Below are 23185 nucleotides of genomic sequence, written 5' to 3'. Positions count from 1 at the left end.
GACTATTACATTCGGCGCTTCATCCTGCCATGGCTGCCGGCTCTCTCGCCGCACCTCCTTTCCGATCTGCCCCTTCTCCGGCGCGCGCGGCACTCAGGACTTCGATGGCGGTGTCGGAGCGCTCGTCTCCGCAGGCGGCGGGAGCGACAATGTCCCACTCGCAGTTCGTGCTGGCGGCGCGCTTTCGACCGGCGCCGGAGGCGGGCTTGCGAGCGGCTCGCCGAGGCCTGGAACGCGCATGACATCGTCAGGCCGGAGTAACGCCCGTGTCGGACCATGTGACAGTGCGTAACTTACCACGCCTCGAATTTCGGCAAGATTGACTTTAATCAAGATGCGGCCGGCACAAACGGGATCGAAACGCTATGACTGGATAGCGATGGCGGCAACGATGAGACCCGATCAGGTTCAACTTGCTCAAGACGCGTATGTCACGGCCGCAGATTTCATCGACAATTACATAGACAAGCTCTCGGTGGCTCCGCGGCATCTGTTGCGGAATCATGTGGCTTTCGAGATCGCATATCGTATCAAGCAAGGCGTCGATCGAAAGCAGGAACTGATTGCGCTCGCAGTCCAAGCAGCTCTCACAGAGGCGGCTCTAAAATCCCTGCGCTCTGCTGAGCCAGAGGCCGTGAGCTGCTATCGCTGATCCAGCTGTCTTTATGATTGTCCATGCCACCGGGATGTCTTGCATTCCCGCGCGGCCGGACTCCGTCACGACCTGCACCGTGACGTGATCTTGGGGTGAGGGCTGTCGGCCGCGGATCACGCACGTCAGTGTCCGAGGACGGGCGGGTGATCCTCTCCGCCTCTGGGGTGTCCGGCGGCCACCGCCGGTCCGGCGCTTGTCGCGCAGACACCGCGTCGCGTGCGGGAGACAGGACGCGGTTTTTCGTGGTCCGAAGGCGCAGGCGCAGCCGGCACGCCCGGCGGCGAACCGTTCCAGAGACGATCGTGGGAACGACCTTTTCACCATCTCAGCCGGATGAAATGGGCCGAACGTGGCCTGTGTCCGTTCAGAGCGCATGGCTATACCCGCGCAGACGCTACCGGGCTGCTCGACGTCCAGCGCGGGTGCGGTGGCTGATCTGCCGACGGCCGTCTTCGTCGAACGCTGGCGCCTGATCACGGGCGAGCCGCCGGCCATCCTGCTCAACTCACGCACCGCGATGCTGGCGCTGCTCGTCGAAAGCACGCCTATCGCGCCCCTCGAACCGCCGGTCCCTACCTGGGACGGGTGCGGGCGGGGCGGTGACACGCCGCGCTGACCCGCCAACCTGTCACCGAGCCGCCCATCGAGCGCGACGGGTTCGGCAAACCCGCTCTCGGTTCAGTCAACCTGCAATGATGTCTCTTGGGACGCCGCTCTGGAAAAACCTAGTGCCATCAGAGCGTTGAGTGGTGGAGACGACAGGGATCGAACCTGTGACCTTTCCCATGTCAAGGGAATGCACTACCGCTGTGCTACGTCTCCTCATCGACCGCAATCAGGTTCGTCGAACCTGGAAGCCATCGAAATAGTCCATGTATCTCAGCGACTGATGAGGAGTATCGACTACCCTGTCAAGGTAGCGCCCTCCCGCTGAGTTACGCGCCCGGGCCGGAGCCGTTCGTGCTCCGGTGGGCGGGGCCTATAGCGGCTGCCCGGCGCGCGCGCAAGCGGTTCCTGGGCGCGGGGAGCCGCAATCGCCGATCCCGCCGGCCGGCGCTGTCATGGTGCACGCCGACGGAAAAATGCGCTATGGGCCTGCCGCTCGGCATCCGGCCGCGCCACCACACAGGGCGTCGGCGCGCCGCCGCCTCACGCTACGGGACATGCGCTACTTCATCGACCATGATCAGGGTGACTCGATCCGCGGCTGGATCGTGCCGGACAATCCCCTCGCCATCAGCCGGGTCGTGGTCTCGGTCGACGGGCGACGCGTGGCCGAGATCCCGGCCCGCTTCACGGACGAGGTCTTCAAGCGCAATGGCTGGCACGCGACCGGCCAATGCACCTTCATGGTCTCCCCCGACGAGGTGCCGGGGCTGCCCGAGATTCCGCGGCTGGAACTCTACGACGCCGATACCAACGTCCTGGTCTACCGGCGCGTGCCGCCCGAGGGGCGGGTGCGGCTGCGCACGATGCTGATCAACACCGGCATCGAGCCGGAGGCCGTCCTCCAGGCCGCGCTCTTCCCGCATTTCCAGCACTGCTACTTCGGCGTCCACAAGCTGCCGGACGAGATCCTGACCTGCGTGCTGACCGGCCCGGCCGCCCCGTCGGCCTTCCTGTCCGGAGCCGTGACGATCCCGCGCTACGAGAACTTCCTGACGCCGGACCTGATGATCACCGCGATCCTGCTGCAGGAGCCGCAGATCGAGATGGCGACCCGCATGCTCTGGCTGAAGGCGCGGGCCGGCGACGCCGCCGATCCCGCGCGCAGCTGGCGCCTGGGCCCCCTCGCCGAGGCCGCGGCCTTCGCGGACGAGTACGACTTCACCGACGTGAAAAGCCTCAAACGGTTCTTCCGCATGCTGCCGGAATCCGCCTACCGGCTGCTCTACAACCCCCTGACGCGCCAGCTCGGAACCCGCATGCCGGAGGACCGGCTGCATCCGGGCAATTCCATCGCGGCGATCGAGATCCTCGCCCGGGTCGGCATCGTCGGGCACAAAACCAGGTTTCCCGCCTTCGCGTCGACTCTGTTCGACCGACTCGGCATCGCCGCGCCGATCCCGGTCCTGCCCGCAATACCCGCCGAGACCCAGGCGCTGGCCGAGCGCCTCAGGTCCGTTAAGGCGGTTGAGGAGATGATCGTGTTCGATGTGGCCATGTCGGACGCCGTGAAGGCCTCGGTCGACAAGAGCTGGAGTTGAGGGTGCGCTCCACCGGGCCGGAGGCGCCCGAACCTCGCCTCCCGCCGGCGCACCTGACCGGGCTCTGGCGCGCCCGCCGCACCCTGCCGGCCCGGGCCGCGCCGGACGGGCTGCGCGTCGCGCTGCCGGACCTCGCGGATCGCTGGGTCGAGATCACGCTGTCCAACGACCCGGCCGAGGGCCGCGATACGGTCCCGGATATCAGCTTCGTCGGGCCGGACGGGCGTCCGGGATCGCTGCTGCCGCAGGAGGCGCGGGGCGGGGGCGCCTTCGCGTGGATCGGCCGCCTGCCCAGCAACATCGTCGAGCTGCGCGTGGCCGATCCGGCCGGACGGGTTCCGGCCCGGCTGCGCCGGATCTCGGTGCGCCGCCTCGCCCGACCGGTCCTGGCCCTGCGCGGCCTGATGCGCGAGCCCGGCCTGACCGCACAGGCGCTCACGTGGCGCGTCCTCGGCAAGAAGGTGCGCGCGCGGGGCTTCCTCGGGCGGGCCCTGCGCCACCGGCGGGTGACCGGCTACGAGGCCTGGCTCGGGACCCATGCGCTGCGCCGTGCGGAGCGGGACGGGATCGCCGCCGAGATCGCCGACTGGGCCGACCCGCCGCTGATCTCCGTGCTGATGCCGGTGCACAACCCCGACCCGAAGGTGCTGCGGGCCGCCCTGACGTCGTTGCGCGCGCAGCTCTACCCGCATTGGGAGCTCTGCGTCGTCGACGACGCCTCCACGCGCCCGGCGGTCCCGCGGATCCTCGCCAAGGCGGCCGAGGCCGACCCGCGCATCCGCGTCCTCACCCGCCCCGAGAACGGCCACATCGCCCGCGCGACCAACGACGCGCTGGGCCTGGCGCGCGGCGTGGTCTGCGCCTTCATGGACCATGACGACGCCCTGACCGAGGATGCCCTCTACGAGGTCGCCCGGGCGCTCCGCCGCGATCCGGATCTCGTGCTGATTTACAGCGACGAGGACAAGATCGACGGGCGCGGCCGCCGGTTCGACCCGCATTTCAAATCGGGCTTCGACCGCGAGCTGCTCTACGCGCAGAATTACATCAACCACCTCACGGTGGTGCGGACCGCCGCCCTGCGGGCGGTCGGCGGTCTGCGTCCGGGCTTCGAGGGCAGCCAGGATCACGACCTGCTGCTGCGGCTGACCGACGGGCTCGACCCCGGCCGCATCCGCCACATCCCACGGGTGCTCTATCACTGGCGCGCCGCACAGGGCTCCGGCACCTTCTCGGACCGGTCGCTCGCCCGGGCCGAGGCGGCGCGCCTGCAGGCCCTGGAGGAGGTCGTGGCCCCCTGGGGCGGCCGGGCGGAACGCGGCCCCGGCGGCTTCAACCGCCTGATCCGGCCGCTGCCGACACCGCCGCCGCGGGTCTCCGCGATCATCCCGACCCGGGACCGGGCCGAGATCCTGTCGGTGACCCTCGACGGACTGCTCGGCGCGACCGACTATCCCGACATCGAGGTGGTGATCGTCGACAACGACAGCCGCGAGCCCGAGACCGCCGCCCTGTTCGCCCGGCACCGGGACGATCCGCGGGTGCGCATCGTCTCGGTGCCGGGCGCGTTCAACTTCTCGGATCTGTCGAACCGGGGCGCCGCCGCCGCGACCGGCGCGGTGCTCCTGTTCCTCAACAACGACATCGAGGTGCTCGAGCCCGGCTGGCTCGCCGAGCTGGTCCGCCACGCGGTCCGCCCGGAGATCGGTGCCGTCGGGGCGAAGCTGCTCTATCCGGACCACACGATCCAGCACGGCGGCATCGTCCTCGGGATCGGGGGCGTCGCCGGCCACAGCCATCTCGGCGTCGCGGACGCGGATCCGGGCTATTTCTGCCGGATGGTCATCGCCCACGAGGTCTCGGCGGTCACCGGCGCGTGCCTGGCCATGCGGGCCGAGGTCTTCACCGAGGTCGGCGGTTTCGACGCGGTCGACCTGAAGGTCGCCTTCAACGACGTCGATCTCTGCCTGAAGGTCCGCCGGGCCGGCTACCGGATCGTCTGGACGCCCTTCGCCAAGCTGATCCACCACGAGTCGAAGAGCCGCGGCGCCGAGGACACGCCCGAGAAGCAGAAGCGCTTCGAGGGCGAGGTGCTGACCATGCTGGATCGCTGGGGCCCCGAGTTGCGCGCGGACCCCTACTACAACATCAACCTGTCACGGAACTCGGCGCATTACCGGGTCTGAGCCGCGCCGGTCCCGCGGATGCTGTCGGCGGCCCGCGACGACATGGTGCTATGCGTGCGTCAGTGGGTGAACTTGCGTCCGGAGCCGGTTGCGATACCTCTGGACATGCCGCATGAGGCGGTTCCGGCCAAGGCGTCCCGGCGGACGCGCGGCGAGGGCAGCAACCAGAGATGAGTGCGAACACCCCTACGGTCACAGGCCTTGAGCGCGACGCCCAGCAGGCGATGGGAGACCACAAGGTCCATCCCAACGAGATCGCCATCGGTGTGGTGATCGGACGCGCGTCCGAATACTTCGATTTCTTCGTGTTCGGCATCGCCTGTGTGCTGGTCTTCCCGAAGGTGTTCTTCCCCTTCGTCGATCCGCTGAAGGGCACGCTTTACGCCTTCTCGATCTTCGCCCTCGCCTTCATCGCCCGGCCGCTCGGCACCGTGCTGTTCATGGCGATCGACCGGCGCCACGGCCGCAGCGTCAAGCTGACCACGGCCCTGTTCCTGCTCGGCGGCTCGACGGCGGCGGTGAGCTTCCTGCCGCGCTACGACAGCATCGGCATCTCGGCGGTCTACATCCTGGCCGGCCTGCGGGTGCTGCAGGGCCTGGCGCTGGGCGGCGCCTGGGACGGCCTCGCCTCGCTGCTCGCCATGAACGCCCCACGCGAGCGCCGCGGCTGGTACGCGATGATCCCGCAGCTCGGCGCGCCCCTGGGCTTCATGGTGGCGAGCGCGCTGTTCGCGTTCTTCCTGGTCAACATCGACGAGGCCGACTTCATCGACTGGGGCTGGCGCTTCCCGTTCTACTGCGCCTTCACCATCAACGTGGTCGCCCTGTTCGCCCGGCTGCGCCTCGTCGCCACCGACGAGTTCGCCCGGATGATGGACCTCGACCGGCTGCGCCCGGTCCCGGCCCTGGAGCTGTTCCGCCACCACGCCGGCGACGTGGCCCGCGGCGCCTTCGTGCCGCTCGCCGCCTTCGCGCTGTTCCATCTCGTGACGATCTTCCCGATCGCGTGGCTGGCGCTGAACAACACCAGCCGCTCGCCGGGCGAGTTCCTGATCGTGCAGTTCTCGGGCGCCATCGTCTGCGCCGGCGCGGTCGCGGCCTCCGGCCTGATCGCCGACCAGATCGGCCGCCGCAACTGCCTGATCATGAGCTCTTCGCTGATCGCGTTCTTCGCCCTCGGCAGCATCATCGCGCCGCTCCTGTTCGGCGAGAGCGCCATCGGCCAGACGATCTACGTCACGATCGGCTTCATGCTGCTCGGCCTCGCCTACGGCCAGACGGCCGGTGCGGTGAGCGCCCGCCTCGGCAACCACTACCGCTACACCGGCGCCGCGCTCACCTCCGACTTCGCGTGGCTGCTCGGGGCCGGTTTCGCGCCGCTCGTCGCGCTGTTCCTCTCGCAGCGCTACGGGCTCGCGATGATCGGGGTGTACCTCTTGTCCGGCGCGGTCTGCAGCTTGGTGGCCCTGTTCACCGACCGCTCGGAACTGCGTCAGATGTAGCCGGTCGGGCCCGCGGCGCAGGCCGCCGGCCACCCGTTGACTGACAGGAACGCCGCCTCGCGCGGCACGGCAGAAGCGCCGCGGCAGCGGCATGGGATAACGAGACGCGTGCTGTGACCTCTTTGACCCATCGACCGGACAGGACTGACACCGCGACGCGCCGAGGCGGCCGCGGGCGGCGCCTCCTGCCGTTCCTCGCCCTGCCGCTCCTGATCCTGCTGGGCGGCTGCAACTTCGTGGTCCTGCACCCGGCCGGCTACGTGGCCGAGCAGCAGCGCAATCTCGTGCTGGCGGCGACCGGGCTGATGCTCCTGATCATCGTCCCGGTGATCGCCTTCACGCTGATCTTCGCGTGGCGCTATCGCGCCACCAACGAGGACGCGGTCTACGATCCGGAATGGCATCACTCGACGCAGCTCGAGGTGCTGATCTGGACGGCGCCGTTGATGATCATCATCGCTCTCGGCGCCCTGACCTGGATCGGGACCCACACCCTCGATCCGTTCCGGCCGCTCAGCAAGATCGACCCGAAGCGCGACGTCCCGGCCGGCACGCAGCCGCTCGAGGTCGAGGCGATCGCGATGGATTGGAAGTGGCTGTTCCTCTACCCGCAATACGGGATCGCCACGGTCAACGAGGTGGCCGCGCCCGTGGACCGGCCGATCCGTTTCAAGATCACCGCCACCGACGTGATGAACACGTTCTACGTGCCCACGCTCGCCGGCATGGTCTACGCGATGCCGGGCATGCAGACCCAGCTCCACGCAGTGATCAACCGCGAGGGCGCCTACGAGGGCCGCTCGGCGCATTACAGCGGCGCCGGCTTCTCCAACATGTTCTTCAAGTTCCACGGGCTGACCAACGAGAGCTTCGACCAGTGGATCGCCAAGGCCAAGGCCCAGGGCGGCGAGCTGAGCCAAGAGGCCTATCTCGAGCTGGAGAAGCCGAGCGAGGCCGAGCCGGCCCGGTTCTACAAGTCCTACATGAAGGGCCTGTACGACCGCATCATCGGCATGTGCCCGCGGCCGGAGCAGATGTGCGTCGGCGAGATGGTGAAGATCGACGCTCAGGGCGGCGCGTCCGGGGCGGAGGCGGAGGCCAACTACGCCCGGCTTCAGTACGACAACCGCATGGCCGATCGCGGCAACGAGGCCCCCGGCGCGACCGGGCCGGCCTCCGGCACCGGCCCGCACGGGCAGACGCAGCCGCAGGGCATGAAGCCCCGGCCCGACATGGGCAACCCGGACTCGCGGGGCCAGGGCGAGACCGCGCTGCCGGGGCAGAACAAGGGCCCGGAGGTCAAGGATTCCGACAGCAAGGGCCAGAGCGAGGGCGGGCAGATCGCGCCCAAGCAGCTCAACGAATGAGACCGCTCGCCGCCAGCGCGAGCCCCACACCGTAAGACCGGCGGTCGCCGTCGAACCCATTGAACGGGCCGATCCCAATGTTCGCAAACATGGACCTACAGCAGTTGCTCTTCGGTCGATTTACGATTGAGCAGATCCCCTACCACGAGCCGATCCTGCAGGCGACGTTCGCCGGCGTGGCGGTGGTCGGCCTCACCGTGCTCGGTGTCATCACCTACTACCGCTTCTGGGGGCCGATGTGGCGTGACTGGATCACGTCGATCGACCACAAGAAGATCGGCATCATGTACTGCATCTTCGCGGCCATCATGCTGCTGCGCGGCTTCGCCGACGCGATCCTGATGCGCTCGCAGCAGGCCGTGGCGTTCGGCCAGGAGCAGGGCTTCCTGCCGCCGCACCACTACGACCAGATCTTCACCGCCCACGGCATGATCATGATCTTCTTCGTGGCGATGCCGTTCGTCACGGGGCTCATGAACTTCGCGGTGCCGCTGCAGATCGGCGCCCGCGACGTCGCCTTCCCGTTCCTGAACAATTTCAGCTTCTGGATGACGGTGGCCGGCGGCATGCTGGTGATGGTCTCGCTGTTCGTCGGCGAGTTCTCCCGCGCCACCTGGCTCGCCTACCCGCCGCTCTCCGGGGCGGCGATGAGCCCCGGCGTCGGCGTCGACTACTACATCTGGGCGCTGCAGATCGCCGGCATCGGGACGCTGCTCTCGGGCATCAACCTGATCGCCACCATCGTGAAGATGCGGGCGCCCGGCATGACCATGATGAAGCTGCCGATATTCGTCTGGTCGTCGCTGTGCACCAACATCCTGATCGTGGCCGCCTTCCCGATCCTCACGGCCGTTCTCGCGATGCTGTCGCTCGACCGATACGTCGGCACGCACTTCTTCACGAACGACCTCGGCGGCAACGCCATGCTGTACTTCAACCTGATCTGGATCTGGGGTCACCCGGAGGTCTACATCCTGATCCTGCCGGCCTTCGGGGTGTTCTCGGAGATCACCTCGACCTTCTGCGGCAAGCGCCTGTTCGGCTACACCTCGATGGTCTACGCGCTGGTGGTCATCACCATCCTCGCCTACCTCGTGTGGCTGCACCACTTCTTCACGATGGGCTCGGGCGCGGACGTGAACTCGTTCTTCGGGATCACGACCATGATCATCTCGATCCCGACGGGCGCGAAGATCTTCAACTGGATGTTCACCATGTACCGCGGCCGGATCCGGTTCGAGGTGCCGATGATGTGGGTGGTGGCGTTCATCGTCACCTTCGTGATCGGCGGCATGACCGGCGTCCTCTTGGCAGTGCCCCCGGCCGACTTCGTGCTGCACAACTCGCTGTTCCTGATTGCGCACTTCCACAACGTGATCATCGGCGGCGTGCTGTTCGGCATGTTCGCCGGCGTGACCTTCTGGTTTCCCAAGGCCTTCGGGTTCAAGCTCGACGAGTTCTGGGGGAAGGTGGCCCTCGGGTTCTGGGTGACCGGGTTCTACGTCGCCTTCATGCCGCTCTACGTGCTCGGCCTGATGGGCGTGACCCGGCGCATGCAGCACTTCGATGACCCGTCGCTGCAGATCTGGTTCGTGATCGCGGCCATCGGCGCGGCGTTGATCGCCTGCGGCATCGCCTCGCAGATCGTGATGTTCGTGGTCTCGATCCGCAACCGCGACAAGCTGCGTGACCTCACCGGCGACCCGTGGGGTGGTCGGACGCTGGAGTGGTCCACCTCCTCGCCGCCGCCGGACTACAACTTCGCGTTCACGCCGGTCGTCCACGATTCCGACGCGTGGTGGGACATGAAGAACCGCGGCTTCGCCCGCCCGATGACGGGCTACAAGCCGATCCACATGCCCAAGAACACCGCGGCCGGCGCAATCCTGGCGGCGCTGAACTTCACCTTCGGCCTGGCCATGGTCTGGTACGTCTGGTGGCTGGCGGCGCTCACCTTCGTGGCGATCTTCGTCGTCGCGATCGCTCACACCTTTAATTACAATCGCGACTACTACATTCCCGCCGACGTCGTCAGTCGGACGGAAGGTCAGCGGACGCGCGAACTGGAGATGGCGTGATCCGATGATGCACGCGGAGACTGCACCCCCCGGCGCCGCGGCGCCGGTCTTCTACCAGACCGACGAGGAGGGCCATCATTCCGAGGGCTCGACCATGCTCGGGTTCTGGCTCTACCTCATGAGCGACTGCCTCATCTTCGCGACCCTGTTCGCGACCTACGGGGTGCTCGGGCGCAGCTACGCGGCCGGCCCCACCCCGAAGGAGCTGTTCGACCTGCCGGGCATCGCGGTGAACACCGCCATGCTGCTGTTCTCGTCCATCACCTACGGCTTCGCCATGCTGGAGATGGACCGGGACCGGGTGAAGCAGACGCAGATCTGGCTGGCGGTGACCGGCCTGTTCGGCGCGGCCTTCGTGACGCTGGAGATCCGGGAGTTCGTCCACCTGTTCCACGAGGGCGCGCCGCCCTGGCGCAGCGCGTTCCTGTCCTCGTTCTACACGCTGGTGTCGACCCACGGCCTGCACGTCTCCATGGGCATCCTGTGGCTGATCGTGCTGATGGTGCAGGTGCGCAAGCACGGGCTCATCGTCGAGAACAAGCGCCGGCTGATGTGCCTGTCCCTGTTCTGGCACTTCCTCGACCTGATCTGGATCGGGGTCTTCACCGTCGTCTACCTGATGGGAGTGCTCGAATGAGCGCCGACGCGCACCACGTGGCCGCCGCGGGGCACGACCACCACGACGCCCACAGCGAGGGCGGCCACGGCACGTTCCAGAGCTACATGACGGGCTTCGTCCTGTCGGTGATCCTGACGGTGATCCCGTTCTGGCTGGTGATGGGCAACGTGCTCGACAACAGCCTGGTCACCACCCTGGTCATCCTGGCGCTCGGCGGCGTCCAGATGGTCGTGCACGTCATCTACTTCCTGCACATGAGCACGAAGTCGGAGGGCGGCTGGACCTTCATGGCGCTGATCTTCACCATCACGGTGGTGGTGATCATGCTCGCCGGCTCGGTGTGGGTGATGTACCACCTCAACCACAACATGATGCCGATGGATGCCCACGACGTCATGAACAACGCCCGCTGAGCGCGCGTCCGGAGATGAGGCCCGCGGGGTCGGGAGGGGGGGCTGATCCGCGCTCGGCCCCCTCCCCGGCCCCGCTCTCGTTCCTGGGGCGCGTCGTGTTCGGCGTCGGCGCGGGCGTCGTCTTCCTGGTCCTGCTCGGGCTCGGGACGTGGCAGGTGGAGCGGCGGGCCTGGAAGCTCGACCTGATCGCCCGGGTCGATGCCCGGGTCCACGCGCCGGCCGTGTCGGCCCCGGGCCCTGCCGAATGGCCGCGCGTCGGACCCGACGACGCCTACCGGCACGTGACCCTCTCCGGCACCTTCCTCAACGATCGCGAGACCCTGGTTCAGGCCGTCACGGAGCGCGGCAGCGGATTCTGGGTGCTGACGCCGCTGCGCCGGCCCGACGGCAGCCTCGTGCTGGTCAATCGCGGCTTCGTGCCCGGCGACCGGCGCGATCCGGCGACCCGGGAGCCCGGCCAGGTCGCGGGCGAGACCACGGTCAACGGCCTCCTGCGGCTGACCGAGCCCAAAGGCGCCTTCCTGCGCTCGAACGATCCCACGAACGACCGCTGGTATTCCCGCGACGTGGCGGCGATCGCGGCGGCCCGGGGCCTGACCGAGGTCGCCCCCTACTTCGTGGATGCGGACGCGACCCCCAATCCCGGCGGCCTGCCGGTGGGTGGTCTCACGGTGATCGCCTTCCCCAACAGCCACCTCGTCTACGCGATCACGTGGTACGGGATGGCGCTGATGCTGGCTGGGGCGATGATCTACGTCCTGCGGGACCGCGGCAGAGACCGGCTGCCCGGAGCGCCGGACTCCTGAGGGCGGGTGGTTCCGGCGGTGCTCCGATGCGGCTGCGCGCGCGTCCACATCGTCCTTCCGGGGCCGCGAAGCGGAGCCCGGAATCCAGGCACGCTGGTGGCTCTCGATCTGCACCGACGGCGGTTCTGGGTTGCCCGCCTGCGGCGTGCCCCTTCGGGTCCGGGCCCCCCTGCGGCGCCCCGGAGCGACGGGGCTGATTCCCGAGGCCGAAGTCTGCGGGGTCAGCGAGCGCGGACGCTCAGCCAGGGCTGTTCGAGGTCAGGATCCCGTGCGGCCGACTCAACCGATAGGGGAGTAGCCCGCTCCGAGCGGGTCCCTATAATGGCATGACAAACGCCACAACGAGTCAACGCCATGACCTCCCGCATCCCGAACTTCGCCGAAATCCCGCTCGCCGGCGAATCACTCGCGATCGCGGCTCCGGCGCTCGGCGAGCCCTGGATGACGCCGGAGGGGATCCCGGTGAAGGGCCGATACGGGCCGGAGGACCGGGAGGGCATCGAGTTCCTCGACACCTATCCGGGCATCGCGCCGTTCCTGCGCGGCCCCTACCCGACCATGTACGTCACCCAGCCCTGGACGATCCGGCAGTACGCCGGCTTCTCCACGGCCGAGGATTCGAACGCCTTCTACCGCCGCAACCTCGCGGCCGGGCAGAAGGGCCTGTCGGTGGCTTTCGACCTCGCCACCCACCGCGGCTACGATTCCGACCATCCCCGCGTCTCGGGCGATGTCGGCATGGCGGGCGTGGCGATCGACTCGATCTACGACATGCGCACGCTGTTCTCGGGGATCCCCCTCGACGAGATGACCGTGTCGATGACGATGAACGGCGCGGTGCTGCCGATCCTCGCCCTCTACATCGTCGCCGCCGAGGAGCAGGGCGTGCCGCCGCAGAAGCTCGCGGGCACCATTCAGAATGATATTCTAAAAGAATTCATGGTCCGAAACACCTACATCTATCCCCCAAAGGGATCGATGCGGATTATTTCCGATATCTTCGCGTATACTTCCAAAAACATGCCGAAGTTCAACTCGATCTCGATCTCCGGCTACCACATGCAGGAGGCCGGGGCGACGAACGACCTGGAGCTCGCCTACACGCTCGCCGACGGCGTCGAGTACATCAAGGCGGGCCTCGCCGCTGGGCTGACCATCGACCAGTTCGCGCCGCGCCTGTCGTTCTTCTGGGCGATCTCGACCAACTTCTTCATGGAGGTCGCCAAGATGCGGGCCGCGCGCCTGATCTGGGCGAAGCTCGTGAAGAGGTTCGATCCGAAGTCGGAGAAGTCGCTGGCGCTGCGCACCCACTCGCAGACGAGCGGCTGGTCGCTCACTGCCCAGGACGTGTTCAACAACGTCACCCGCACCAACATCGAGGCGATGGCGGCGACGCAGGGCGGCACGCAGTCGCTCCACACCAACGCGCTCGACGAGGCGCTGGCCCTGCCCACCGACTTCTCGGCCCGGATCGCCCGCAACACCCAGCTGTTCCTGCAGCAGGAGAGCGGCACCACCCGGATCGTCGACCCGTGGGGCGGCTCCTACTACGTGGAGAAGCTCACCGCCGACATGGTCGCCCGGGCCTGGGAGCACATCCGCGAGGTCGACGGGCTCGGCGGCATGGCCAAGGCGATCGAGGCCGGCATCCCGAAGCTGCGCATTGAGGAGGCCGCCGCCCGCGCCCAGGCGCGGATCGATTCCGGCCGGCAGACCATCGTGGGCATCAACAAGTTCCGGGCCGACGACGACATGGCCATCGACCTGCTGCGGGTCGACAACGGCAACGTCCGCCGGCTCCAGATCGACAAGCTCAAGCGCCTGCGCGCCGAGCGCGACGAGGCCGTGGTCACGGCCCGGCTCGAGGCGCTCACCCGGGCCGCCGACGGCGCGGGCAACCTGCTGGAACTCGCCGTCGAGGCGGCCCGCGCCAAGGCGACCGTGGGCGAGATTTCCGAGGCCCTGGAGAAGGCCTGGGGCCGGCACCGCGCCGAGATCCGCTCGATCTCCGGCGTCTACAAGCGCGAGGTGGGGGGCATGTCGCCTGTGGTCGAGGAAGTCCGGGCGCTGGTCGAGGCGTTCGAGGAGAATGACGGCCGCCGGCCGCGCATCCTGGTCGCCAAAATGGGCCAGGACGGGCACGACCGCGGCCAGAAGGTGATCGCCTCGGCCTTCGCGGATCTCGGCTTCGACGTCGATATCGGGCCGCTCTTCGCCACGCCGGCGGAGGCCGCCCGGCAGGCGGTGGAGAACGACGTGCACATCGTCGGAGTCTCCTCGCTGGCGGCCGGCCACCTGACCCTGGTGCCGGAGCTGAAGGCGGCGCTGACCGAACAGGGCCGGGACGACGTGATGATCGCCATCGGCGGCGTCATCCCGCCGGGCGATTACGACGCGCTGACGGCGGCGGGCGCGGCGGCGATCTTCCCGCCCGGCACGGTGATCGCCGAGGCGGCCGTCAAGCTGATCCGCGCTCTGAACGAGCGGCTGGGCTACGCGGCGCGGCAGGCGGCGGAGTAGGGCGACCTTCCCGAGGCGGCTGGACGGGCCGCCTCGATCCCTCCCACCCCCGCGTCCCATCCTGAGGTGCCGGAGCGCAGCGGAGGCCTCGAAGGAGCTCTCCAGCCCGCCGCGCGATCCCTGGAGCCCTCCTTCGAGACCCGCTGGCGCGGGCACCTCAGGATGAGGGGTTTGAGTTGAATTCCGCCGGTGCGACCGGGATCGGCCCGCTCAGTTCAGCGCCTGTGGATCCGCCTCCGTGAGGAAGGCCCCGACCTCGTGGAGGAACTGCATGCGGTTCTTCTCCATCATCACCGTGTGGGTGCCCTCCCCCAGCTCGACGAAGCGCTTGTAGGGGGCGTGCGTGAGCTTGGTGAAGTACTCCTGCGCCTGGTAGCTCGGCAGGTCCGCGTCCCACTCGGCGTGGATGATCAGCACGGGCACGCGGATCTCGCCCGGGTCGTAGAGCGGCTTGCCCGCCTGCCAGAACTCCTTCGAGTCGGCCACTACGCCGTTCGGGGCACGCAGGACCGGCGGCGTCTGCTTGGCGCCGGCCTGGTCCGTTGCGAAGGTCGCGTCGGCCCATTGGTCGAACCAGCCCGGCGGGATCAGCTCGGCCTTCTTGTCCTCGGGCACGCCGGTCAGCCAGCGCGTCTTGGCATTGTCCCGGCTGACGCTGCGATAGGCGCCGAGCGGCCCGTTGCCGCCGATCAGGGCCGGCGTGCGCGCCAGCCATTGCGGCGCGTAGAGGATGAGCCGGTTGACCGCGTCGTTGTGGGTGCTGGTGTAGAGCCCCATCGTCGAGGTTCCCCAGGACCAGCCCATCAGGTTGATCTTCTCGACCCCGCGGCGCCGGGTGATGAAGTCCACCACCTGCCCCACGACCTTGGCGGCGTCGGGCGTGCGCATGAAGGGCGGGTTGTCGGCCGCCGGCGCGCTCATGACCGCCGGACGTCCGGACAGGCCGTAGCCCGGCAGATCCACGAGGTAGACGTCGAAGCCCAGGCCCGCGAGGTAATCCATCGCCGACATCCCGCCGAGGGGCAGGTCGAGGGCGGTGGAGGCCGGGTAGGTCGCCCCGTGCACGTAGAGCAGGATCCGGTCGCCCGGGAACCGCTCCGTTCCGGCGGGACGCTTGTTGCGGACGTAGATCTCGACGCCCGGCTCGGTCCAGGGCAGGCGGAACTCCTCCGTCGCCAGCCGGGCCGCCGGGGCGGCCGCCGCAGCCGGCGCGGCCGCCAGTGTCACGCCCGCCGCGAGCGCCCCGACCAGCTCGCGCCGGGCCAAGCCCCGGCCCGGCCGCGCCGCGTTCGGATCTGTGCTTATCGGTCTGTCCGCCATGGTTTCCTCCGGCCCGCCTTGCGTGGCGGCTCGGGCGATTCAACCGACGGGTGTCGGCCGGCGCAACGCTTCGCGGCACGGCCGGTTGGACAGGCGGCGGATTCCGTCGCCCGATCCGGCAAGACCGCGTGAAAAAAAGCCCGCCCCCGGCGCCGGGGCTGGTGACGCCAAGCTCCCGGACGGGCATTGAGGCGGGAGATCCCGGGAGACGCCCGCTTATGACGACTCCGACAACCGTCGCCACGACGCCCTTCCCCGACCAGAAGCCCGGCACCTCCGGCCTGCGCAAGAAGGTGCCGGTGTTCCGGCAGCCGAACTACGTCGAGAACTTCGTCCAGGCGATCTTCGACACCCTCCCCGACAAGGCGGGCGCGACCCTGGTGCTGGGCGGCGACGGCCGGTTCCTCAACCGCGAGGTGGTGCAGAAGACGCTGCGTCTCGCCGCCGGCAACGGGTTCGGCCGGGTCCTAGTCGGGCGCGGCGGCCTGCTCTCGACGCCCGCGGCCTCCTGCGTGATCCGGAAAGCCAAGGCGCTCGGCGGGATCATCCTCTCGGCGAGCCACAACCCGGGCGGGCCGGACGGCGATTTCGGCATCAAGTTCAACGCCGCCAATGGCGGCCCGGCGCCGGAATCCGTCACCGACGCGATCTTCGCGCGGGCGAAGGCACTGACGGCGTACCGCCTCGTCGAGGCGCCGGACCTCGACCTCGACCGGCTCGGCGACACCCGCCTCGGGGCCATGACGATCACGGTGATCGACCCGGTGGCCGACTACGCCGAGCTGATGCGCACGCTCATCGACTTCGACGCGGTGTCGCGCCTCTTCGCCTCCGGGTTCCGCATGCGCTTCGACGCCATGAGCGCGGTGACCGGCCCCTACGCGACGGCGATCCTGGAGGGGATGCTCGGCGCCCCCGCCGGCACGGTGGTCAACGCCGTGCCGAAAGAAGATTTCGGCGGCCATCACCCGGATCCCAACCCGGTCCACTGCCACGACCTGTTCGACCTGATGCAGGGCCCGGACGCGCCGGATTTCGGCGCCGCCTCCGACGGCGACGGCGACCGCAACATGATCGTGGCCCCGGGCCTGTTCGTGACGCCGAGCGACAGCCTCGCGCTGCTCGCCGCCCATGCCCACCGGGCGCCGGGCTACGCCGGTGGGCTGTCGGGCGTCGCCCGGTCGATGCCCACGAGCCGCGCCGCCGACCGGGTCGCGGCCGCCCTCGGCATCCAGGCGTACGAGACTCCCACCGGCTGGAAGTTCTTCGGGAATCTGCTGGATGCGGGCCTGATCACCCTGTGCGGCGAGGAGAGCGCCGGCACCGGCTCGAACCACGTGCGCGAGAAGGACGGGCTCTGGGCGGTGCTGCTCTGGCTCAACATCCTGGCGGCCACCGGCGAGCGCGCCGACGCGCTGGTGCGGGCGCATTGGCGGACCTACGGGCGCGACTACTACGCCCGCCACGATTACGAGGAGGTCGATTCCGACGCCGCCAACGGCCTGATGGACGCGTTGCGCGGGAAGCTCGCCGGGCTGCCGGGCACGCGGATCGGCGACCTCACGGTGTCGACGGCCGACGAATTCGCCTACCGCGATCCCGTGGACGGCTCGCTCACCGAGCGCCAGGGCATCCGGATCGGCTTCGCCGAGGATGCGCGGGCGGTGTTCCGGCTCTCGGGCACCGGCACCGCCGGGGCGACGCTGCGGGTCTACCTGGAGCGCTACGAGAACGCGCCGGACCGGCTCGACTTGGCCGTTGCCGAGGTGCTGGCCCCGGTCGCGGCCGCGGCCCGCGCGATCGCCGAGATCGAGCCGCGCACCGGAAGGCCTGAGCCGAGCGTGGTGACCTGAGGGGAGCCGGGAGACGCCTCGTCTTTGCGAGCGCAGCGAAGCAATCCAGAGGCGCCACGCTCTACGGCGGCGCGCCACCCTGGGTCGCTTCGCTGCGCTCGCGATGACGGTAGGGCCGGCGCCGATGCCTCAAACCAAGTCCTTCACCATGTGCACGGTGACGTCGTCGTCGCGGGTCCGGCCCGGTCCGTCATAGAGTTCTTCCCGCTCCACCCGGTAGCCGAGGGACCCGTAAAGGCGCAGGTTCGCGACGTACTTCTTGTTGGTGTAGAGGCGCAGCTGCGCGAGCCCCACCCCGGCCGCGACGGCATCCGCGAGCCCCATCAGCCGGCTGCCGAAGCCCCGGCCCTGGAAGGCCGGGTCCACCGCCACGTTGACGACCAGCAGGTGGTCGGCCTCCGCCTTCGTCTCGATCAGCCCGGCGAGATCCGGGCCGGCCAGCAGGAGGTCGAAGCGGTGGTCCCGCAAAGCCTGCGCGTAATCCGCCCGCATGGGGATCGGCAGGCGGCCGATCACCGGGATCCACTTGGTATAGGCCACCGCGACCAGCGCCCGGATCGCCTCCACGTCCGCGGATTCCCCGCGGCGGACCGCGACTGACTCGTCCATCTGACCTCTCACGGTTGACCGCGGCGGCTCCGTCCCCTAAAGACCCGCCGGTCGATGGGGCTCCGCACGGGGCCCCATCGCGTTTTCACGCGCACCCGTGGGCGGGATCCTCCCGCCCTGTCGTCCCGGACCTGACGTCCGGGAAAAGGAGGGCGCGTTCCTCATTCTCGTCACGAGAGGACGCGAAACATGTCGAAGCGGATTCAGGCCAAGCACAAGCTCGACCGCCGCATGGGCCAGAACATCTGGGGCCGCCCGAAGAGCCCCGTCAACCGCCGCGAGTACGGCCCCGGCCAGCACGGCCAGCGCCGCAAGGGCAAGATGAGCGACTTCGGCACGCAGCTGCGCGCCAAGCAGAAGCTCAAGGGCTATTACGGCAACATCACCGAGAAGCAGTTCCGCCGCTACTACGCCGAGGCGATCCGCCTGCGCGGCGATTCCGGCGAGAACCTCGTCGGCCTGCTCGAGCGCCGCCTCGACGCCGTGGTCTACCGGGCGAAGTTCGTCGCGACCCCGTTCGCCGCCCGCCAGTTCGTCAACCACGGCCACGTCAAGGTCAACGGCGTCCGCGTCAACATCCCGAGCTACCAGGTGAAGGCCGGCGACCTGATCGAGGTCAAGGAGTCGTCCCGCCAGCTCGAGATCGTCATCGTGGCGACGCAGCTCTCCGAGCGCGACGTGCCGGACTACATCGAGGCCGACCACGCCAAGATGACCGCCCGCGTCACCCGTATCCCCAGCCTGTCCGAGGTGCCCTACCCGGTGCAGATGGAGCCGAACCTCGTCATCGAGTTCTACTCCCGCTAAGGCTGTCGCGACAGCGATGTCGGTGAAGGGGCCGCCCGCCTGGGCGGCCCCTTCGCGTTTCCGGGGTCAGCACCCGTGGCAGATCGAGCCCATGGTGTGGCGCATCTTGGCGTCCCAGGCCTTCGAGCGCGCTTCCGCGGCCTTCTGCGCCTTGATCATCTCGGCCTCGTTGATCGGCCGCGGCAGACCGGCGGCGGCCGCACCGGGCGGCTTCGTCTGGCCCGTGGCGGCAATCCGGCGTCCGCCCGGCGCGGTGAGTGCCGGATCCCGAGCCGGCACCGTGCTTGGTGCACCACCCGGAGCCCGGTCCGGGAGCGGGCTCTGGGCCAGCGCCGGCGTTATCCCGAGCAGGACGCCCAGGATCACCGCGTGACGGATCGTTGCCATGAACCTGATCTCCCCGGCGCAGGATCGAATGCCTGCCCCGCCCTATTCGGCGCCGATCGTAGCCGATCCGAGCCGTAAAATCATGCGTTCGGGATGGCTCCGATGAGCGGCGTGGCGCCACCCCGGAATCGCCGCGAGGCGGTGGCCGCGGCGCTGGCCCGCCTCGCGCCCCGCCTGCCGGGCTTCGAGGCCGAGGCCGTCCTCGATCGCGCGCTGGCGAGCGCGGGCCTGCGCCGGGCCGCGCCCGAGACGGCCGCCCGCCTCGCCCTCGTCACCTATGCCCGCCACGTCTTCACCGACTACGACGCGCTCCTGGCCGACGGCTATGACCGGGACAGCGCTCGGCACTTCGTCCTCGACGACCTCAACGCGGCGCTCGTCGCCTGGGGCGCGGCCGCCATCCCGGAGACCGAGGCCGGAGAGGCCGGCGTGCCGGAGGATGAACCCCGCTGAGGTTATCGCGCGCGGCCCCGCCATGCTGTAGGAGACGCGCCGGAGCCGCCCCGGGCGGCGAGCGGAGTCTGCACACATGAAGATCAGCGCGCGCAACGTCCTCAAGGGCACCGTCGTCTCGGTCGACAAGGGCGCGACCACGTCCCACGTCAAGATCGAGATCAGCCCCGGCCAGGTGGTCATGGCCTCGATCACCAACGAGGCGGTCGAGTCCCTCAAGCTTGTCGCCGGCGGTCCCGCCTACGCGGTGGTCAAGGCCTCCGACGTCATGGTTGCCGTCGACTGAGGGCGGCCCGGGTCGCGCACCCGCCGGGTTGCGGCGGGTCGGCGATCCATCTCCCGCCCGCGTCCGCATCCGTGGTTGCCGAAGCGCAGCGGAGGGCTCGAAGGACGAGGTTGCGGATGAGATCGACGGCGGAGACCAGGCTCTGCCTTCGCGCCGCGGCCGCCGGCGGATAGAGTGTGATCCGGACAAGGAGTTCCGCGCGTGCAGAAGACCGTCCTCGGCATCGAGACCACCTGCGACGAGACCGCGGCCGCAATCGTGTCCGTCGACGAGGACGGCCTCGGCCAGATCCGCGCCAACGAGGTGCTGAGCCAGATCGCCGAGCACGCGGCCTATGGCGGCGTCGTGCCCGAGATCGCCGCCCGCGCGCACGTGGAGGTGCTCGACCGGCTGATCGCCCGCGCCCTCGACCGGGCCGGGATCGGCTTTCCCGATCTCGACGGGATCGCGGTGGCGGCCGGGCCCGGGCTGATCGGCGGCGTGCTGGTCGGCCTCGTCACGGCCAAGACCCTGGCCCTCGTGACCCGCAAGCCGCTTCTGGCCGTCAACCACTTGGAGGCGCACGCGCTCACGGCGCGGCTGACCGATGGCATCGCCTTCCCGTACCTGCTGCTGCTGGTCTCGGGCGGCCACACCCAGCTCGTCGCCGTGCGGGGCGTCGGCGACTACGTGCGGCTCGGCTCCACCGTCGATGACGCCATCGGCGAGGCCTTCGACAAGGTCGCCAAGCTCCTTGGCCTCGGCTATCCGGGCGGCCCCGAGGTCGAGCGCATGGCCGAGACCGGGGATCCCGAGCGTTTCGCCCTGCCCCGGCCCATGCTCGGCCGGCGCGAGGCCGACTTCTCCCTGTCGGGCCTCAAGACCGCCCTGCGGATCGAGGCCGAGCGGATCGCGCCGCTGGCCGAGCGCGACGTCGCCGACCTGTGCGCGAGCTTCCAGGCCGCCGTGGTCGACGTCGTGGTGGACCGCGCCCGGGTCGCCCTGCGCGCCTTCTCGGACGTGGCCGGCCGGCCCACCGCCCTCGTGGCGGCGGGCGGCGTGGCGGCCAACGGTGCCGTCCGGCGGGCGCTGGCCGCCCTGGCCGGCGAGGCGGGTCTCGGTTTCGTGGCCCCGCCCCTGCCGCTCTGCGGCGACAACGGCGCGATGATCGCCTGGGCCGGCCTGGAACGCCTGCGCCTCGGGCTCGTGGACGACCTCACCGCCCCGGCCCGGCCCCGCTGGCCGCTGGCGGCCGCTCCGGCGCGCGCGGCGGTCCCGGCCGGATGAGCGAGGCGGCGCGGCGCGCCGACTGGCGCGATCTGGTCGAACGCCGCCTGCCCGAGGCCGCGCGGCCGGGCTGGCCGGTCCGCCTCGACCATTGCTTCGCCCGCATCCTCCTGGACCACGCCTGCGGCGGCCCCTGGCGCGACCATGTGCGCCCGCCCGCCTACGCCACCCTGCCCCTTGATCAGCTCGAGGCGGCGATCGCGCTCGGCGAGGCCGTGCTCGCCGGCCACGCGGACCTCGCCCTCCTGAACCGCCGCTCGCTCGCGTGGCGCGGCAAGGTCGCCGCCGCTGCGGTGCCCGAATTCCTCGAGGACGGGGACCTGATCCTGCGCCGCTGGCATCCGGAGGACACGGCGCCCTTCGCTGCGCTCAACGCTGACGCGGCGGTGATGGCCCATTTCCCCCGGCTCCGGACGGAGGCCGAGAGCGTCGCCGAGGCCGGCCGCTTCGACCGGCGCTTCGTGGCGGACGGGTTCGGCCCCTGGGCGCTGGCGCAGGGCGGCCGGTTCATCGGCTGCGCCGGCGCGATGCGGATCCTGCAGCCCCTGCCCTTCCCGGGCGGCGACCGGCCCGGGACGACAATCGAGCTGGCTTGGCGCTTGGCGCGGGAGGCCTGGGGCCGGGGCTTCGCCACGCGGGCCGCGCGGCTGGCCCTGGCCGATCTCGCCGGACGCTGCGGAATCCGCGCCGTGGTGGCCTACACGGCGGCCGGCAATGCCCGCTCCCGGGCCGTGATGGAGCGTCTCGGCATGGCGCCGGCCGGGACGTTCCCGCATCCGGCGGTCCCGGAGGGGCCGCTGCGCGATCACGTCCTCTACCGGCTGGACTGCGCGGACAGGGAGGATGCGGCATGAGCGCGGGACGCGCGATCAACGTCGTCGGCGGCGGCGCTTGGGGCACGGCGCTCGCCAACGCCGCCGCGGCGGCCGGGCATCCCGTGACCCTCTGGCTGCGCGACGCGGCGGCGGCCGCCGCCCTCGAGGCGCGGCGGGAGAACCCGCGCTACCTGCCGGGCGTGCCGCTCCACGCCGGCATCCGGGCGACCGCGCAGCCGGAGGACCTCGCCGGCGCCCGCGCGACCCTGCTGGTCGTGCCGGCCCAGACCGTCCGCGGCGTTCTGGAGACCCTACGCGCGCCCCTGGCCTCGGCCGGTCCTGTGATCCTCTGCGCCAAGGGCATCGAGCGCGGCAGCGACAGCTTCATGAGCGCGGTGGCCGAGCAGATCCTGCCGCCGGGAACGCCCGTGGCGGTGCTGTCGGGGCCGAGCTTCGCAGCCGACGTCGCCCGCGGCCTGCCCACCGCCGTCACCCTGGCGGCGTCCGATCCCGGCCTCGCCGCGTCTCTGAGCGCGCTGCTGTCGGGGCCGAGCTTCCGGCTCTACCACACCGACGACGTGCGTGGCGTCGAGATCGGCGGGGCCGGCAAGAACGTGCTGGCCATCGCGTGCGGGATCGTGGCCGGCCGGGGTCTCGGCGAGAGCGCCCGGGCGGCGCTGATCGCCCGCGCCTTCGCCGAGCTGATGCGCTTCGCCCGCACCTTCGGGGGCCGGGCCGAGACGCTGATGGGACTTTCGGGGCTCGGCGACCTCGTGCTCACCGCCTCCTCGCCGCAATCGCGCAACTTCGCCTTCGGCCAGCGGCTCGGCGCCGGGGCGAGCCCGGCCGAGGCCGCGGGCGGCAAGCTCGCCGAGGGGGCGTTCACGGCCGCGGCGCTCGCCGGGCTCGCCACCGCCAAGGGCATCGAGATGCCGGTGGCGGTGGCCGTCGCCGCCATCGTGGCGGGTACGGCCGGGGTCGACGACGTGATCGCGGGGCTGCTGGCCCGTCCCCTGCGCGGCGAGACGGATTAGCG

21 protein-coding genes and 1 tRNA gene are annotated in these 23185 nt (G+C 69.9%); 18 read left to right on the top strand and 4 right to left on the bottom strand.

Annotated elements, in window-relative coordinates:
- Positions 1-379: 379 nt before the first annotated feature.
- Together AC3WSN_RS06220 and AC3WSN_RS06215 are read left to right on the top strand one after the other, a co-directional pair.
- The gene (locus tag AC3WSN_RS06220) at positions 380-652 is read left to right on the top strand and encodes a hypothetical protein (protein ID WP_250103755.1); all 273 of its coding nucleotides are present in this window, start codon (positions 380-382) and stop codon (positions 650-652) included.
- A gap of 430 nt (positions 653-1082) precedes the next feature.
- Positions 1083-1271 carry a hypothetical protein gene (locus AC3WSN_RS06215; protein ID WP_492536761.1) on the top strand — a complete coding sequence of 63 codons (189 nt, stop codon included), beginning with the start codon at positions 1083-1085 and terminating at the stop codon, positions 1269-1271.
- 131 nt (positions 1272-1402) lie between these two features.
- On the opposite strand, the gene AC3WSN_RS06210 is transcribed toward AC3WSN_RS06215, so the two are convergent.
- A tRNA-Val gene (locus AC3WSN_RS06210) sits at positions 1403-1477 on the bottom strand.
- A gap of 341 nt (positions 1478-1818) precedes the next feature.
- Here AC3WSN_RS06210 and AC3WSN_RS06205 point away from each other — a divergent pair.
- From AC3WSN_RS06205 to scpA, 9 genes are all read left to right on the top strand, one after another.
- Positions 1819-2862 carry a hypothetical protein gene (locus tag AC3WSN_RS06205; RefSeq protein ID WP_192711151.1) on the top strand — a complete coding sequence of 348 codons (1044 nt, stop codon included), beginning with the start codon at positions 1819-1821 and terminating at the stop codon, positions 2860-2862.
- Complete coding sequence (locus AC3WSN_RS06200; protein WP_492536760.1) at positions 2859-5048, top strand: glycosyltransferase family 2 protein; 2190 nt, start codon at positions 2859-2861, stop codon at positions 5046-5048. The genes AC3WSN_RS06205 and AC3WSN_RS06200 overlap by 4 nt, the downstream gene beginning before the upstream one ends.
- A gap of 170 nt (positions 5049-5218) precedes the next feature.
- Positions 5219-6550: an MFS transporter gene (locus AC3WSN_RS06195; RefSeq protein ID WP_192711150.1), complete on the top strand. Its 1332-nt coding sequence runs from the start codon at positions 5219-5221 to the stop codon at positions 6548-6550.
- 113 nt (positions 6551-6663) lie between these two features.
- Entirely contained in the window at positions 6664-7917 is a 1254-nt protein-coding gene (gene cyoA / locus AC3WSN_RS06190) for a ubiquinol oxidase subunit II (protein ID WP_492536759.1), read from the top strand.
- Between the two features lie 77 nt (positions 7918-7994).
- A complete protein-coding gene (gene cyoB, locus AC3WSN_RS06185) occupies positions 7995-9995 on the top strand; it encodes a cytochrome o ubiquinol oxidase subunit I (protein WP_492536758.1) in 2001 nt (666 codons plus the stop codon).
- Positions 9996-9999: 4 nt separating this feature from the next.
- Complete coding sequence (cyoC, locus tag AC3WSN_RS06180) at positions 10000-10632, top strand: cytochrome o ubiquinol oxidase subunit III (RefSeq protein ID WP_192711147.1); 633 nt, start codon at positions 10000-10002, stop codon at positions 10630-10632.
- Positions 10629-11027: a cytochrome o ubiquinol oxidase subunit IV gene (gene cyoD, locus AC3WSN_RS06175; protein WP_192711146.1), complete on the top strand. Its 399-nt coding sequence runs from the start codon at positions 10629-10631 to the stop codon at positions 11025-11027. The genes cyoC and cyoD overlap by 4 nt, the downstream gene beginning before the upstream one ends.
- 14 nt (positions 11028-11041) lie before the next feature.
- On the top strand, positions 11042-11833 hold the full coding sequence (locus AC3WSN_RS06170; protein WP_492536757.1) for an SURF1 family protein: 792 nt from the start codon (positions 11042-11044) through the stop codon (positions 11831-11833).
- A gap of 354 nt (positions 11834-12187) precedes the next feature.
- On the top strand, positions 12188-14353 hold the full coding sequence (scpA, locus tag AC3WSN_RS06165; RefSeq protein ID WP_492536756.1) for a methylmalonyl-CoA mutase: 2166 nt from the start codon (positions 12188-12190) through the stop codon (positions 14351-14353).
- Positions 14354-14563: 210 nt separating this feature from the next.
- Here the strand turns inward: scpA and AC3WSN_RS06160 are convergent, their stop codons facing one another.
- Positions 14564-15673 (bottom strand): alpha/beta hydrolase, encoded by a 1110-nt coding sequence (locus AC3WSN_RS06160; RefSeq protein WP_492536755.1) that lies wholly within the window; start codon positions 15671-15673, stop codon positions 14564-14566.
- A gap of 218 nt (positions 15674-15891) precedes the next feature.
- Between AC3WSN_RS06160 and AC3WSN_RS06155 the strand changes: the two genes are divergently transcribed.
- Entirely contained in the window at positions 15892-17526 is a 1635-nt protein-coding gene (locus AC3WSN_RS06155) for an alpha-D-glucose phosphate-specific phosphoglucomutase (protein ID WP_492536754.1), read from the top strand.
- A 129-nt stretch (positions 17527-17655) separates the two neighbouring features.
- Here the strand turns inward: AC3WSN_RS06155 and AC3WSN_RS06150 are convergent, their stop codons facing one another.
- Positions 17656-18135: a GNAT family N-acetyltransferase gene (locus tag AC3WSN_RS06150; RefSeq protein WP_492536753.1), complete on the bottom strand. Its 480-nt coding sequence runs from the start codon at positions 18133-18135 to the stop codon at positions 17656-17658.
- A 189-nt stretch (positions 18136-18324) separates the two neighbouring features.
- Between AC3WSN_RS06150 and rpsD the strand changes: the two genes are divergently transcribed.
- A complete protein-coding gene (rpsD, locus tag AC3WSN_RS06145) occupies positions 18325-18942 on the top strand; it encodes a 30S ribosomal protein S4 (RefSeq protein ID WP_010686187.1) in 618 nt (205 codons plus the stop codon).
- Between the two features lie 66 nt (positions 18943-19008).
- On the opposite strand, the gene AC3WSN_RS06140 is transcribed toward rpsD, so the two are convergent.
- Positions 19009-19329 (bottom strand): hypothetical protein, encoded by a 321-nt coding sequence (locus AC3WSN_RS06140; protein ID WP_192711140.1) that lies wholly within the window; start codon positions 19327-19329, stop codon positions 19009-19011.
- Positions 19330-19431: 102 nt separating this feature from the next.
- Here AC3WSN_RS06140 and AC3WSN_RS06135 point away from each other — a divergent pair, with 102 nt between their 5' ends.
- From AC3WSN_RS06135 to AC3WSN_RS06115, 5 genes are all read left to right on the top strand, one after another.
- Positions 19432-19782 (top strand): DUF2293 domain-containing protein, encoded by a 351-nt coding sequence (locus AC3WSN_RS06135; protein WP_192711139.1) that lies wholly within the window; start codon positions 19432-19434, stop codon positions 19780-19782.
- Positions 19783-19858: 76 nt separating this feature from the next.
- Positions 19859-20068, top strand: a complete 210-nt coding sequence (locus AC3WSN_RS06130) for a TOBE domain-containing protein (protein WP_192711138.1) — start codon at positions 19859-19861, stop codon at positions 20066-20068.
- A 201-nt stretch (positions 20069-20269) separates the two neighbouring features.
- A complete protein-coding gene (gene tsaD / locus AC3WSN_RS06125; RefSeq protein WP_192711137.1) occupies positions 20270-21334 on the top strand; it encodes a tRNA (adenosine(37)-N6)-threonylcarbamoyltransferase complex transferase subunit TsaD in 1065 nt (354 codons plus the stop codon).
- Positions 21331-22188, top strand: coding sequence for a GNAT family N-acetyltransferase (locus AC3WSN_RS06120; RefSeq protein WP_492536752.1), 858 nt, complete (start codon positions 21331-21333; stop codon positions 22186-22188). The genes tsaD and AC3WSN_RS06120 overlap by 4 nt, the downstream gene beginning before the upstream one ends.
- Positions 22185-23183, top strand: a complete 999-nt coding sequence (locus tag AC3WSN_RS06115) for an NAD(P)H-dependent glycerol-3-phosphate dehydrogenase (RefSeq protein ID WP_492536751.1) — start codon at positions 22185-22187, stop codon at positions 23181-23183. The genes AC3WSN_RS06120 and AC3WSN_RS06115 overlap by 4 nt, the downstream gene beginning before the upstream one ends.
- Positions 23184-23185: the final 2 nt, after the last annotated feature.

Source organism: Methylobacterium sp. FW102-HT35C08 (assembly GCF_058790235.1).
The sequence above is the reverse complement of the archived record's forward strand: the minus strand, read 5'-3'. Positions and strand labels throughout refer to the sequence as shown.